Source organism: Pseudomonas sp. QLc11A (assembly GCF_052112305.1).
Classification (GTDB): Bacteria; Pseudomonadota; Gammaproteobacteria; order Pseudomonadales; family Pseudomonadaceae; genus Aquipseudomonas; species Aquipseudomonas laurylsulfatiphila.
In genome coordinates, this window is sequence record NZ_JAVAJJ010000016.1 from 74,690 (window position 1) to 87,850 (window position 13,161).

Consider the following 13,161-nt stretch of genomic DNA (forward strand, 5'->3'; position numbering starts at 1 on the left):
GCGGGGAGCCTGACACCCCGCGGAGTTCTCAAGTCCATCGCGAGCAGGCTCGCTCCTACAGGAGTTACACGCTTCATTTCTCCGTCAATAACAACAATTGGAGAATTACATGTCCGTAACACCGGTAAAAATCGACGACCTGCCCATCGGCCGCTTTCATATCAAGATCGCCGGCCTGACGTTTGGCGCACACTTCACCGACGGTTATATCCTCGGCCTGATCGGTATCGCATTCACCTTGCTGAGCCCGCAGATGCAGCTGGATGCATTCTGGCAGGGCTTGATCGGCGCTTCGGCCCTGATCGGCCTGTTTCTCGGCAGCCTGTTCTTCGGCTGGATCTCCGACAAGGTCGGCCGGCAGAAAATCTTCCTGGTCAGCTTCGTGCTGATCACCCTCGCCTCGGTCATGCAGTTCTACGTCGAGTCGGCCATGGCGCTGTTCCTGTGCCGGGTGCTGATCGGCATCGGCCTGGGCGGCGATTACAGTGTCGGGCACGCCATGCTGGCTGAGTTTGCACCAAGAAAGCACCGCGGTGTGTTGCTCGGCTCGTTCAGCGTGATCTGGACCTTCGGCTACGTCGCCGCGACTTTCATCGGTACGGCGATGCTCAGCCTCGGCGATGATGCCTGGCGCTGGATGCTCGCCTCGTCGGCCATTCCGGCGGCACTGATTCTGATCGCCCGTATAGGCACCCCGGAATCGCCGCGCTGGCTGGTCAATCAGGGCCGCATTGCCGAGGCCCGGGCCGTCGTCAAGAAACACCTGGGCGAGCACGTCGAACTCGACGAGACCCCGTCCAGCGAAACCCGTTCCGGCTACGCGGTGCTGTTCAGCCGTGAATACCGCAAGCGCACGGCGTTCAACTGCCTGTTCTTCGTGTGCATCGTGATGCCGTACTTCGCCATCTACACCTTCCTGCCGTCGATCCTGCAGACGATGGGCCTGGCCGAAGGCTTCGGCACCGAACTGATGCTGAACATGCTGCTGATCCTCGGCGCACTGATCGGAATCTGGTGCACCATCAAGTTCACCCGACGCGGGTTCCTGATCAACTCGTTCATCATTCTGGCGCTGGCGTTGTTCCTGCTGGCGGTATTGCCGGGCAGTGCGGCGTGGCTGATGGTGCTGGTGTTCGGCGTGTTCACCCTGGTGTTGTCGGCGGTGAGCAACCTGGTGGGTGTGTTCCCGGCCGAGAGCTTCCCGACTGAAGTGCGCGCCAGCGGTATCGGCCTGGCCACGGCGGTGAGTCGCCTGGGTTCGGCGATCAGCACTTTCCTGTTGCCGGTGAGCGTAGCGGGGATTGGTTTGAGCCCGACCATGGGCATTCTCGCGGCGATTCTGTCTCTGGGTGCCTTGCTGTCCTGGGCCTGGGCGCCGGAGACCAAATCCCTGACCTTGAGCCAGGCGTGCAAGGCGCAGAGCCCGGTGGAAGCTGGTGCTGCGGTGGCAGTGAAAGTGGCTGCCACGGTTTGAAGAACGCCACCGTCCCCCTGTAGGAGCGAGCCTGCTCGCGATGGTCGTGAACGATAACGCGAGGAGCCTGATACCCCGCGGTGTTCTTTGGTCCATCGCGAGCAGGCTCGCTCCTACAAGGGATCTTGGTGTGTCAGGGATTGCTGACCAGTTCCAGCCACTGCGTGAACAACCGCACCTTCGACAAGCCCTGCTTGTCATTCGCCACATCCAGCCAATAGCCATACGGCCCGACCACTTCCACTGGGGTGATCGGCACCAGGCTGCCATTGGCCAGTTCCTTTTCGATCATCTGCCGGTCGATCACCGCCAGCCCGCCGCCCGCCAGCGCGGTGTGGATCACCTGGTCCAGGGTGCTGAACTCCAGCCCTTGCCCGGCATCGACATCCTCCCGGCCCATGGCCGCCAGCCAGTTCTCCCAGACCTTCAGGCGCTTGCCGTCGTGCAGGATGTGCAGCAATGGAAATTGCCGCAGGTCCGGTGGCTGCTCGCCATTGAACAACTCCGGACTGGCCACGGCGATGTGCCGCTCCATCACCAGTAACCGACTGCTGCAATGGCTGGCGGCTTCGAGGCCGAAGCGGATATGGCAGTCGATTTCCGCAAGACTCTCGTGGCCCATCTGGTTGGTCACGCTCAGGCTGATATCGGGGTAGCGCTGAACGAAGGCGCGCAGGTGAGCGGAAAGCCAGCGCGTGGCCCAGGTTGGCGGCGCGACGATGCGCAGGCGTTGGCGCAGATTGGGCACGCGCACCGCTTGCAGGGCGCGCTCGATGTGGTCGAAGGCTTGCGCCAGGTGCGGGGAGAGGGCGGTGCCGGTTTCGGTCAGGGTCAGGCCCTGGGGCGTGCGGACGAACAGCGCCACGCCAAGGTAATCTTCCAGCTGTTTGATCTGCCGGCTGACGGCGCCCTGGGTGACGCTCAGTTCCAGGGCTGCCTGGCTGAAACTGCGATGCCGCGCGACCTCTTCGAAGACGCGCAGCATGTTGAGCGAGGGCAGTTGACGCATGGGAGGGGGCTCATTTCTGATGTGTTTTGTAGCGTCTATCTGACTATTGGCAACGAGCCGATGCAAGTGTTGTTTGGGCTGACGCCATCGCGGGCAAGCCCGCTCCCACAGGTTCTTTGGTGTGCACGGATTTTTTAGTACGACGCGGACATTGTGGGAGTGGGCTTGCCCGCGAAGGCGTCCTCATGGACGCCAAAACCTCCGGATCAGAAGTAATACCCGATGTTCATGTACAACTGGTTTTCCCACTGATCCGTACCGCCAGCCCCCAGGCTCTGGGTATAGCTGCTGCCACCAATGTACGGATCGTTCTTGCCGAAGATCCATTCCGTGGCGATCCACAATTTGCTGAACGAGAACGAGGTACCGAGGATCGCCCGCTCAGAGGTCTTGAAGTCATCGGCGGATTTGTCGAAGGCGCTGTAGTTGGCGTAGAGCTTGACCCCGCTGATCTGGTCGAACAGGTACTTGCCGGCCACGTCATAGCTGAGGTCCGCCACGTACAGGTTGCCGCGGCTGGCGACGTTGTAGGTGCCGTCGTAACCGCCGAAAGTCACCAGTTCATCGGTACCGGGGTTGCGGGGCGACATCTGCTGGCGCGCTGCCTGCAACTGCACGCCCCAGGGGCCGTTCTTGCCCAGGTAGTGCAGCGCGACGGCATTGCGCCGGCCGTCATTGTCGGTGTCGCGGTTTTGAATGCTCGACGTCAGGCCGGACAGGCCGACCTCGGATTTCCATGGCCCCAGGTCCAGCGCCCTGGCCACGCGCAGCACCACGGTGTGGCGTTCCTGGTTGTCGCTGCCGTCGGTCACGTAGCTGTCGGCTTCCGATACCACGCTGGAGTAGGTGACGCCATTGCTGGTGCCTTTGCCTTGCCAGGCCGGACGCAGGTAGTAACCGGCCTGGACGTTCCAGTCGCCGCTTTGCTGGATGTACTTGGCGCCGACCTGCTGCACGTCTTCCAGGCCGATGACGTTGCCCAGGGTTTCGTAGAAGGTGCTGCCGAAGTACGGCTGCAATCCGAACGGCACCGAGTTCAGGCCCACTTGCACCTGCTGGTCGGGGTTGAACCTGTAGCCGGCCCACGCGTACTTGGCGAACTGGATATCGCCATAGTTCCTGGTGTACTGGTACGGATAGGAACGGCCGTAGAAACGGTACTGGGCCTCACCGATCCAGGTGTCGGAGTTGTACTTGGCGCTGAGGAATACGGTGTCCAGGCCGAATTTCTGGATGTCGCGATCCGGGTCGTAGTCCCAACGGGCCCGCACCGCGCCGCCAAGGTCCAGGTTGTCGGTGACTTGCACGGCCATGGCAGGGGCCGCAAAGGTGCAGAGTAGAGCGAGGTACAAAGGACTAAAGCGCAGGGAAACAGGGAAGGGCATGTGGCAGCTCTCGGTTATTTTTATTTGAGATGCCGGCCAGTCTTGCGATCTGAGCTGCGATGAACAAACGATTAAAAATCCACTGAAACCTTCCTCGAACGCATGTTACTGAAAAAATCCTGTAGGACAATGTATCGCCGTCATGGGATCCTTGCGCCCTGTCACTGGTCCTTGAGAGCCTTTCATGAAACGCAAAATGCCCGGCCTGAATGCGCTCAAAGCGTTCGAAGTGGCCGGTAGCACAGGCAGCTTCACCCGTGCCGCCGAACTGCTCAACGTCACCCAGAGCGCGGTCAGTCGCCAGGTGCGGCAGCTGGAAGAGCAACTGGGCGAAAACCTGCTGGAGCGCCGTCACCATCACCTCGAACTGACCAGCGCCGGCCGGGTACTGTTGCGGGCGCTGCACCAGTCGTTCGACAAGATCGAGCTGACGGTGCGCAGCATCCAGCAGAAAACTCATTCCAACCGTCTGCACATCAACGCGCCGCCGACCTTCACCAGCCGCTGGTTGATGCCGCGACTGGGGCGCTTGCGCGAGCAGCATCCGGAGTTGGAATTGAGCATCACCACGCGCTTGCAGGACAGCCTGGCGGAGACCAGCACACTGGATTGTGCGATCCGTTTCGGCGATGGCGAATGGGACGGGCTGGACAGTTCGCTGCTGATACAGGAGCGGCATATTGCGGTGTGCGCGCCGTCCCTGTATGCGCGGGAGTGGGGCGAGCAGGGCCTGGACCTCAATCGCCTGACGCTGCTGCATGTGCTGGCCCGGGAAGACCAGCGCTACCTGACCTGGAAACACTGGCTGGACGCGGCGCGCATCAGCGGTGTCGACACCCAGGGCGGTTATGAGTTCGACCTGCTGGACCTGGCGATCCAGGCTGCCACCGATGGCCTGGGGATCACTATTGCCGACTGGCACATGGTTGCCTCGGAACTGGCCAGCGGGCAGTTGACCCAGGTGCTGAATGTGCACGTCGACGGGCATCAATCCTACTGGCTGGTGACCCGGCCGGAGCAGACCGAGATGCCGCAGTTGCAGGTCTTCAGCCAGTGGCTGCAGGAGGAAGTCTGGTTGGCGCAAAGGCAGTTGGAGCCCTCTACCGCTGCTTCCTGAAACACCACGCCCCCCCGTAGGAGCGAGCTTGCTCGCGATGGTGGTCAACGATAACGATGGCAACCAGGATGAACCCGGTGACCCTGCCACCATCGCGAGCAAGCTCGCTCCTACAGGGGATCACACCGTTCACAGGGGTAACCTGCATTTTTCGAATGTTTAACCGCTCAATAAATCGTTTGTTCAACCCGGTCTGCATGACAAGACTGGCGGTATTGAAAAAAACAACGATGGGCGATTCACATGCGACTCGAGCGAAATTTTGTTAACGGTCACTTCATTGAACCGGTCAGCGATGCGCTGATCGCGGTCTACAACCCCGCGACCGAAGCGCTGCTGGGCCACGTCTCGGCGGCTACGGCCGATGAAGCCACGGCCGCGGTCGAAGTGGCCCAGGCAGCACAAAAAGTATGGGGCAAGCTCACCAGCATTGAACGCGCCGATTACTTGCGCGCCTTCGCCGATGCGCTCGAGGCCCGCGCGGTCAACATCGGTGAAGCCCTGGCCGCCGAGTCCGGCAAAAGCGTGAGCGATGCCAGCAACGAAGCCCGTTACGCGGCGCAGATCACCCGTTATCACGCCGAATGGGCGCGCCGCATCGAAGGCGAGATCATTCCCAGCGACACACCGAACGAAAACCTATTTCTGCATCGCGAGCCGATTGGCGTGGTCGCCTGCCTGATCCCGTTCAATTACCCGGTCTACACCTTGCTGCGCAAGATCGCTCCGGCGCTGATTGCCGGCAACACGGTGGTCGTACGCCCGAGCAACAACACGCCGACCTCGGCCTTCGAAATCGCCAAGGCTGTACAGCAATCCGGCATGCCGGCGGGTGTGATCAATATCCTGACCATGGATCACGCCACCGCCGCCACGGTTTGCACCCACAAAGCCGTGGGCCTGATTACCCTGACCGGCAGCGTCAACGCCGGGCGCATCGTGCTCGACTACTGCAAGGCCAACATTGCCAAGCCGTCCCTGGAACTGGGCGGCAAGACCCCGGCAATCATCGAGGCCGACGCCGACCTCGAAGCCGCCGCCAGTGCAATCGTCGCCTCCAAGACCACCCACTGTGGCCAGTTGTGCACGGCGGTGGAGCGGGTCTATGTGCAGGAAAGCGTCTACGACCAGTTCCTCGGCCTGCTGAAAGAGAAAATCAGTGCCGTGAAATTCGGCGACCGCGCCACCGACGCCAGCCTGATGGGGCCATTGGTCAACGCCAGCTCGCAACAGAACATCCACGCCATGGTCGAGCGCGCCATCGCCGACGGCGCGGTGCTGGAAACCGGCGGCGTGCTGCCTGAGGGCAAAGGCCATTTCTACCCGCCAACCCTGCTCAGTGGCTGTCGCCAGGGCATGGAAATCATCCAGGAAGAAATCTTCGGCCCGGTGCTGCCGGTGCTCAAGTACCGCGACATCGACGAAGCCCTGGCCATGGCCAACGACCATCAGTTCGGCCTGTCCTCGGTGCTGTACACCGAGAACTACCGTACCGCGCAGAAAGTCGCCAACGCCATCGAGGCCGGCGAACTGTACGTCAATCGCACCCCGGCCGACCCGTACCAGGGCTTCCACGCCGGCTGGAAGCGCTCGGGCCTGGGCGGTGATGACGGCAAGCACGGCATGCTCGAATTCACCCAGACCCGTCTGGTTGTCATGAAATATTGATCCACCGGCAACATGCCTCACGCTGCACCCATAAAAACAATTATCAGGGGCACCCGGACGCCGGGTTGCCCGAGGTCTCATCAATGTCCAAGCAAGCATCCACTGCTGCCGCTGTTCAGGGTTCGAACGCGGGTACACAAAGCCACAGCGACAAGGGAAGTCGTTATTTCCAACTGCTGCTGCTGGTGCTCGCCGCCGGTGCGATCTATCCGATCCTGTACCTGCGTCAGGTCTACCAGACCACCATGCTCGAAGTGTTCCAGATCAGCCCCACCGAGCTCGGTTATCTGTACTCGATGCTCGGGACGATTTTCCTCCTCAGTTACCTGCCGAGCGGCTGGCTGGCCGACCGCATTGCCCCGCGTTTCCTGATTTTCTTCTCGCTGGTGGCCACCGGCGCCCTGGGCCTGTGGTACTCCACCGCGCCGTCGATGACCGGTTTGATGATCATCTTCGGTTGCTGGGGCCTGACCACCGGTTTGACCTTCTGGGCCTCGGTGCTCAAGCGGGTGAAGATGATTGCCCATCACTCCGAGCAGGGGCGGTTCTTCGGTATCCTCGACGGCGGTCGCGGTCTGGTGGAAGCCTTGCTGGCGACGGTTGCCCTGGGCCTGTTCGCCTTCGCCACCGAAAGCCGTGGCGAGTCGGCGGCCGAAGGCTTCAAGCACGTGGTTTACCTCTATGCCTTTACCTGTATTGCCATCGGGTGTGTGCTGGTGCTGATCAAGGATCCGAAGTCGATGGAAGACACGGCGGCGGTGGAGAAGGGCAAGTTCAATCTGCTCAGCGACCTGGCCATCCTGGTGAAAATCCCTGAACTGTGGCTGGTTACCGCCATTGTGTTCTGCGGTTACCACATCTTCTGGGCTACCTACAGTTTCTCCGATTACCTGCAGGGCGGCGGCATGACCGCGGTCATGGCTGGCACCATCACCACCCTCAAATTGTGGATGCGCCCCATCGGCGGTATTGGTGGCGGCTGGCTGGGTGACAAGTTCTCGAACATTTCGGTCCTGGTCGTCGCGTTGTTCCTCGCTTCCCTGGCGATGATCGGCCTGATCGTGTTCCCGGCCCTCAATAGCCTCGGCCTGCTGATCGGCACGGTGATTTTCATCGGTCTGATGACCTACGCCATTCGCGGGCTGTACTGGGCGATTCTTGACACCTGCAACATTCCGCTGCGCATCACCGGCCTGGCCATCGGCATCGTCTCGGTGGTGGGTTACCTGCCGGATGCCTTCATTCCCTTGATCAACGGCTACCTCACCGAGCATTTCCCCGGTGCCTTTGGCTACAAGCTGTATTTCGGCTACATCGCGTTCGTCGGCCTGCTCGGGACCCTGGCGGCCCTCACGCTGCGTGCGCGCATCAATCGTAAATCCATGAATAAGAAGACAGGTGCCTGAGATGAAAATCGTCGCCCTTGAAACCCATATCGTTGCTGTTCCGCCACCGCACATCGGCGGGATGTACTGGCTGTTCGTCAAGATCAAGACCGACTGCGGCATCGAAGGCGTCGGCGAAATCTACGCCGCGACCTTCGGCCCAAAGGCCATGCTGCCGATCATCGAAGACGTGTTCGAGCGCTACCTGCTGAACCAGGACCCGCACCACATCGAACGCTTTTTCCGCCAGGCCTATTCGAGCGGCTTCACCCAGCGCCCGGACCTGACCATGATGGGTGTGGTCAGCGGTCTGGAGATGGCCTGCTGGGACATCATCGGCAAGGCGGCGAACAAACCGGTCTACGAGTTGCTCGGTGGCAAGGTCCACGAAAAACTGCGCTCCTACACCTACCTGTACCCGGTCAACAGCAAGGGTGAGTACGACTACGACGACCCGGACCTGGCCGCCGAGTGCGCCATCGAAAACATGAACAAAGGCTTCACCGCCGTGAAGTTCGACCCGGCCGGGCCGTACACCGCGTACTCCGGTCACCAGATTTCCCTGCAAGTGCTGGAGCGCTGCGAAACCTTCTGCCGCAAGATCCGCGAAGCGGTGGGCGACAAGTGCGACCTGCTGTTCGGCACCCACGGGCAGATGGTGCCGTCCTCGGCCATTCGCCTGGCCAAGCGTCTGGAGAAGTACGACCCGCTGTGGTTCGAAGAGCCAGTGCCGCCAGGCCAGGAAGATGCGATGGCGCAAGTCGCGGCCAAGACCAGCATCCCGATCGCCACCGGTGAACGCCTGACCACCAAGTACGAATTCTTCAAGCTGCTGCAGGCCGGCGGCGCGTCGATCCTGCAAATGAACGTTGCACGCTGCGGCGGCCTGCTGGAAGCGAAGAAGATCGCGAGCATGGCCGAGGCGTATTACGCGCAGATCGCCCCGCACCTCTACAACGGGCCGATTGGCGCGGCGGCGAGCTTCCAGTTGGCGACTTGCACGCCGAACTTCCTGATCCAGGAAAGCATCATGACCTGGGGTGGCTTCCATGCCGAAGTCCTGACCAAACCCTTGCAGTGGGAGGACGGCTACATCATCCCGTCCACCGAGCCGGGCCTTGGCGTGGAGCTGAACATGGATGTGGTGCGCAAGCATTCGCCTTACACCGGTGAGCGGTTGCACCTGCAAATGGCGCCGACTCCGGCTGATGTCAAAGACACATCGCCGGCCCGGGGCTGACGGGAGATTTTTGTAGGAGCGAGCTTGCTCGCGATGATCGTCAACGATAACGCTGAGGGCCTGATACCCCGCGGTGTTCTCAGGTTCATCGCGAGCAAGCTCGCTCCTACAGGGTGTGACCCATTGCGGTTTTTTTGAACAACGACTTACGCGGTAACCGTGCATGACATACGACTACATCATCGCTGGCGCCGGCGCAGCAGGCTGCGTTCTGGCCAATCGCCTCTCGGCTTCCGGGAAACACACGGTGCTGCTGCTGGAAGCGGGCGGGAAAGACTCGTCCTTCTGGTTCAAGATCCCGGTCGGCTTCGCCAAAATGTATTACAACCCGACCTTCAACTGGATGTACTACAGCCGCCCGCAAAAGCAACTGAACAACCGTGAGATCTATGCCCCGCGCGGCAAGGTGCAGGGTGGTTCGGGCTCGATCAACGCGATGGTCTACGTGCGTGGACAGGCCCATGACTTCGATGACTGGGCGGCCAACGGCAACGACGGCTGGGGCTTCAAGGACGTGCTGCCGTACTTTCGCAAGCTGGAAAACCACCCGCTGGGTGACAGCGATTACCACGGCGGCAGCGGCCCGATCAGCATCACCCCGATGAAGGGCCAGACCCATCCGATCTGTGATGTGTTCCTCAAGGGCTGCGACGAACTGGGCTACCCCATCAGCGACGACTTCAATGGTCCGAAATTCGAAGGTGCGGGCATCTATGACGTCAACACCCGCGACGGCCAACGCTGCTCCAGCAGCTTCGCCCATTTGCATCCGGCATTGAGCCGGCCGAACCTGACGGTCGAGCATTTTGCCCTGGTGGACCGGGTACTGTTCGACGACCGACAACGTGCCACCGGGGTCTCCATCACCCAGCACGGCGTGGTGCGAACCTTCAGCGCCAACAAGGAAGTGATCCTCTGCGCCGGTGCCGTGGACACGCCGAAGATCCTGCAACTGTCCGGCGTGGCCGATCAGGCGCTGCTGGCCAGGCACAACATCCCGCTGGTCAAACACCTGCCGGCGGTGGGGCAGAACCTGCAGGATCACCTGTGCGCCAGTTACTACTACAAGGCCAACATCCCGACGCTGAACGACCAGCTCAGTTCGCTGTTCGGCCAGTTCAAACTGGGCCTGAAGTACCTGTTCACCCGCAAGGGCGCGCTGGCGATGAGCGTCAACCAGGCCGGCGGGTTCTTCCGTGGCGACGAGCAGCAGACCAACCCGAACCTGCAGTTGTACTTCAACCCGCTGTCGTACCAGATCCCGAAAAACAACAAGGCCAGCCTCAAGCCCGAGCCGTACTCAGGCTTCCTGTTGTGCTTCAACCCGTGCCGGCCGACCAGTCGCGGGCATATCGAAATCGCCTCGAAAAACCCGCGGGATGCGGCGCTGATCGACCCCAATTACCTGAGCACCCAGAAGGACATCGACGAGGTGATCCAGGGCAGCCGCCTGATGCGCAAGATCATGCAGGCGCCGGCGCTCAAGGGCATCACCGTCGAAGAGGTGTTGCCCGGACCGGTGGTCGAAACCGACGAGCAGATGCTGCAGTACTTCCGCGAAAACAGCGGCTCGATCTACCACTTGTGCGGTTCCTGCGCCATGGGCCCGGACGAGCAGAAGTCGGTGGTGGACAAACGCCTCAAGGTCCACGGGCTGGACGGATTGCGCATCGTCGATGCGTCGATTTTCCCCAACGTGACGTCGGGCAACACCCATGCCGCTGTGTTGATGGTGGCGGAAAAGGGCGCCGACCTGATTCTGCAGGACGCGTGATGCCGGTCACCTGGCTGTATCAAAAATGAATTTCCGCGGTCTGCGCTGCTCATACCTTTAGGCAGCGGATCCAATTCCGCGAAATCATTGAGGCAATCAGGGAGCGGCACGGTCATGAGTCGAGTACCGACGGCGGACGGACATCGTCCTGGCGGGTTGATTCTGGTGGTCGAGGACGACCCGCTGATCCTGGAGTTTCTCTGTGAGATTCTCCAGGAGGAGGGTTTTGTCGTCGAGCCGCACACCAGTGCGGATGCGGCAGCGGTCTATCTGGAACAGCATGCGCCGCAGGTGGGCATGCTGCTGACAGACATCACCATGCCTGGCACGCTTAATGGCGCGGACCTGGCCAACCAGTTCGGCGATCGCTGGCCGGACAAGCCGATCATGATCATGTCCGGTTTCGAAACCCCTGAAAGCTCCGGCGTGCGGCACGCGGTCTCGTTCATCAAGAAGCCCTGGATGATCGGTGGGCTGCTCGATTGTGTGAGCCAGACCTTCAAGTCCAAACGACTCAACTGAGGCGTTCGCAGATGCTACATTGCCGGGCAAATCCGTCCGGCAACTGCGAGGTTCCTTTCCTTGTCCGATCACCCTGTATTCAACTCGACTTACCGTGCCTTTCTGTTCGACATGGACGGCACCGTCCTGACGTCCATTGCCGCTGCCGAGCGGGTCTGGACCACCTGGGCCGTGCGCCATGGTGTCGATGTCGAATCCTTCCTGCCGACCATTCACGGCGCCCGGGCCATCGATACCATCAGGCGCCTGGGCTTGCCCGGGGTGGATGCCGAGGCCGAAGCCGCGTGGATCACCGAAGCGGAAATCGACGACGTCGACGGGGTCTTCGAAGTGGCGGGCGCGGCGAAATTCCTGCGGTCCTTGCCGGCCAGGCAGTGGGCCATCGTCACCTCCGCCCCACGGGAACTGGCGTTGCGGCGGATGGCGGCGGCGGGGATTCCAGAGCCTGCCGTGATGATCACCGCCGAGGATGTGACTGCCGGCAAACCGGACCCCGCGGGTTACCGACTCGCGGCCCGGCGCCTGGGCGTGGAGGCTGGGCAGTGCCTGGTTTTTGAAGATGCCACGGTGGGGATTCTGGCGGCTGAAGCGGCGGGGGCGGATTTGGTGATTGTCACGGCGACCCATGAGCAGCCGGTCGAGACGTTGCATGGGACGTTGGTTGACTATGACATGGTCCGGGTTCAGGTGGATGCTGCAGGTCTGCGCCTGCACGCCGTCTAATGTGGGAGCGAGCCTGCTCGCGAAGACGTCGTGTCAGTGGCTATTGATATTGGCTGACACACCGCTTTCGCGAGCAGGCTCGCTCCCACAGGGGATAGGGTTGCATTCAGTAAAGCCCGGGAACCAGCCGCCAGGTGCGGGCGCAATAGGCTTCGTATTCGCTGCCGAACTGCGCTCTCAGCAAGGTCTCTTCCGAGTGAATCCGGGCAATCAGCGGGATCAGGGTCAACGCCGCCAGCAGCAGACCGACGCTTGAGCGAAACGCCAGCGCCCAGCCCACGGCGATGACCATCATCCCCAGGTAACTGGGGTTGCGCAGGCGCCGGTAAATGCCCTCGGTGACCAGTCGGTGCCCCGGCTGGATCGCCACCAGCCCGCTGAAACGCTTGCCCAGCACAAACACCGGCCACAACCGCAGCGCACCGCCCGCGATGAACAACAGGGCCCCGAGCCAGCGCACGCCTTCACCTCCAAAGGTCCAGAAATCGATGCGGTCGGTATAAGCCGGCACAAAGCCGCTGAGCACGCCGATCACGCCGAAGACCGGGAGGACCCAGCGATTGCCCCGGTCTTCGCGTTCTCCCGAACTCAGGTTGGCCTCGGTGAACAGCGATGCGACGGCCATGATCAGGGTGGCCAGGGCAACGACGACCAGTGAACCGTGGCTGAAGAAAGCCGCGAAACCACCCAGCCCCCAGATCGCCACGGCGAGGTAGGCAAGGGTGCTGGCGACGGCGAAAAACGCCAGTTTGGCCGAGATTTTCATGGAGCCTCCACGAATTGGCTTACGTAGGAGCTGTCGTAGGCTGCAATCTTTTGATCGTTCATTGGCCTTCGAGTTTCCATGGGTAAAAGATCGCAGCC

The 13,161-nt window shown here is 61.5% G+C and carries 11 protein-coding genes; 8 read left to right on the top strand and 3 right to left on the bottom strand.

Annotated elements, in window-relative coordinates:
• The first annotated feature begins 109 nt into the window (after positions 1-109).
• Positions 110-1,474 carry an MFS transporter gene (locus Q8X48_RS21760; RefSeq protein WP_407801475.1) on the top strand — a complete coding sequence of 455 codons (1,365 nt, stop codon included), beginning with the start codon at positions 110-112 and terminating at the stop codon, positions 1,472-1,474.
• Positions 1,475-1,607: 133 nt separating this feature from the next.
• Here Q8X48_RS21760 and Q8X48_RS21765 read toward each other — a convergent pair whose 3' ends face one another.
• Both Q8X48_RS21765 and Q8X48_RS21770 read right to left on the bottom strand, forming a co-directional pair.
• Complete coding sequence (locus tag Q8X48_RS21765; RefSeq protein ID WP_126046300.1) at positions 1,608-2,483, bottom strand: LysR substrate-binding domain-containing protein; 876 nt, start codon at positions 2,481-2,483, stop codon at positions 1,608-1,610.
• Between the two features lie 206 nt (positions 2,484-2,689).
• Entirely contained in the window at positions 2,690-3,868 is a 1,179-nt protein-coding gene (locus Q8X48_RS21770; protein ID WP_126046299.1) for a hypothetical protein, read from the bottom strand.
• 184 nt (positions 3,869-4,052) lie between these two features.
• On the opposite strand from Q8X48_RS21770, the gene Q8X48_RS21775 reads away from it, so the two are divergent.
• The 7 genes from Q8X48_RS21775 (at position 4,053) to Q8X48_RS21805 (ending at position 12,297) form a co-directional block, all read left to right on the top strand.
• Positions 4,053-4,985, top strand: a complete 933-nt coding sequence (locus Q8X48_RS21775) for a LysR substrate-binding domain-containing protein (protein WP_126046298.1) — start codon at positions 4,053-4,055, stop codon at positions 4,983-4,985.
• Positions 4,986-5,228: 243 nt separating this feature from the next.
• Positions 5,229-6,653, top strand: a complete 1,425-nt coding sequence (gene aldA / locus Q8X48_RS21780; protein ID WP_126046297.1) for an aldehyde dehydrogenase — start codon at positions 5,229-5,231, stop codon at positions 6,651-6,653.
• An 83-nt stretch (positions 6,654-6,736) separates the two neighbouring features.
• On the top strand, positions 6,737-8,059 hold the full coding sequence (locus tag Q8X48_RS21785; RefSeq protein WP_407801476.1) for an MFS transporter: 1,323 nt from the start codon (positions 6,737-6,739) through the stop codon (positions 8,057-8,059).
• A gap of 1 nt (position 8,060) precedes the next feature.
• The gene (locus tag Q8X48_RS21790) at positions 8,061-9,278 is read left to right on the top strand and encodes a mandelate racemase/muconate lactonizing enzyme family protein (RefSeq protein ID WP_407801477.1); all 1,218 of its coding nucleotides are present in this window, start codon (positions 8,061-8,063) and stop codon (positions 9,276-9,278) included.
• A gap of 163 nt (positions 9,279-9,441) precedes the next feature.
• A complete protein-coding gene (locus tag Q8X48_RS21795) occupies positions 9,442-11,052 on the top strand; it encodes a GMC family oxidoreductase (RefSeq protein ID WP_407801478.1) in 1,611 nt (536 codons plus the stop codon).
• 114 nt (positions 11,053-11,166) lie between these two features.
• Positions 11,167-11,574 (top strand): response regulator, encoded by a 408-nt coding sequence (locus Q8X48_RS21800; RefSeq protein ID WP_407801479.1) that lies wholly within the window; start codon positions 11,167-11,169, stop codon positions 11,572-11,574.
• Between the two features lie 60 nt (positions 11,575-11,634).
• A complete protein-coding gene (locus Q8X48_RS21805; protein ID WP_407801480.1) occupies positions 11,635-12,297 on the top strand; it encodes an HAD-IA family hydrolase in 663 nt (220 codons plus the stop codon).
• Between the two features lie 106 nt (positions 12,298-12,403).
• Here Q8X48_RS21805 and Q8X48_RS21810 read toward each other — a convergent pair whose 3' ends face one another.
• Positions 12,404-13,063, bottom strand: coding sequence for a methyltransferase family protein (locus Q8X48_RS21810; RefSeq protein ID WP_407801481.1), 660 nt, complete (start codon positions 13,061-13,063; stop codon positions 12,404-12,406).
• Positions 13,064-13,161: the final 98 nt, after the last annotated feature.

Bases quoted from the DNA above. Each gene is read 5' to 3' on its own strand.
- Q8X48_RS21760 (WP_407801475.1), top strand. From the start codon at position 110: ATGTCCGTAACACCGGTAAAAATCGACGACCTGCCCATCGGCCGCTTT.
- Q8X48_RS21765 (WP_126046300.1), bottom strand. From the start codon at position 2,483: ATGCGTCAACTGCCCTCGCTCAACATGCTGCGCGTCTTCGAAGAGGTC.
- Q8X48_RS21770 (WP_126046299.1), bottom strand. From the start codon at position 3,868: ATGCCCTTCCCTGTTTCCCTGCGCTTTAGTCCTTTGTACCTCGCTCTA.
- Q8X48_RS21775 (WP_126046298.1), top strand. From the start codon at position 4,053: ATGAAACGCAAAATGCCCGGCCTGAATGCGCTCAAAGCGTTCGAAGTG.
- aldA (WP_126046297.1), top strand. From the start codon at position 5,229: ATGCGACTCGAGCGAAATTTTGTTAACGGTCACTTCATTGAACCGGTC.
- Q8X48_RS21785 (WP_407801476.1), top strand. From the start codon at position 6,737: ATGTCCAAGCAAGCATCCACTGCTGCCGCTGTTCAGGGTTCGAACGCG.
- Q8X48_RS21790 (WP_407801477.1), top strand. From the start codon at position 8,061: ATGAAAATCGTCGCCCTTGAAACCCATATCGTTGCTGTTCCGCCACCG.
- Q8X48_RS21795 (WP_407801478.1), top strand. From the start codon at position 9,442: ATGACATACGACTACATCATCGCTGGCGCCGGCGCAGCAGGCTGCGTT.
- Q8X48_RS21800 (WP_407801479.1), top strand. From the start codon at position 11,167: ATGAGTCGAGTACCGACGGCGGACGGACATCGTCCTGGCGGGTTGATT.
- Q8X48_RS21810 (WP_407801481.1), bottom strand. From the start codon at position 13,063: ATGAAAATCTCGGCCAAACTGGCGTTTTTCGCCGTCGCCAGCACCCTT.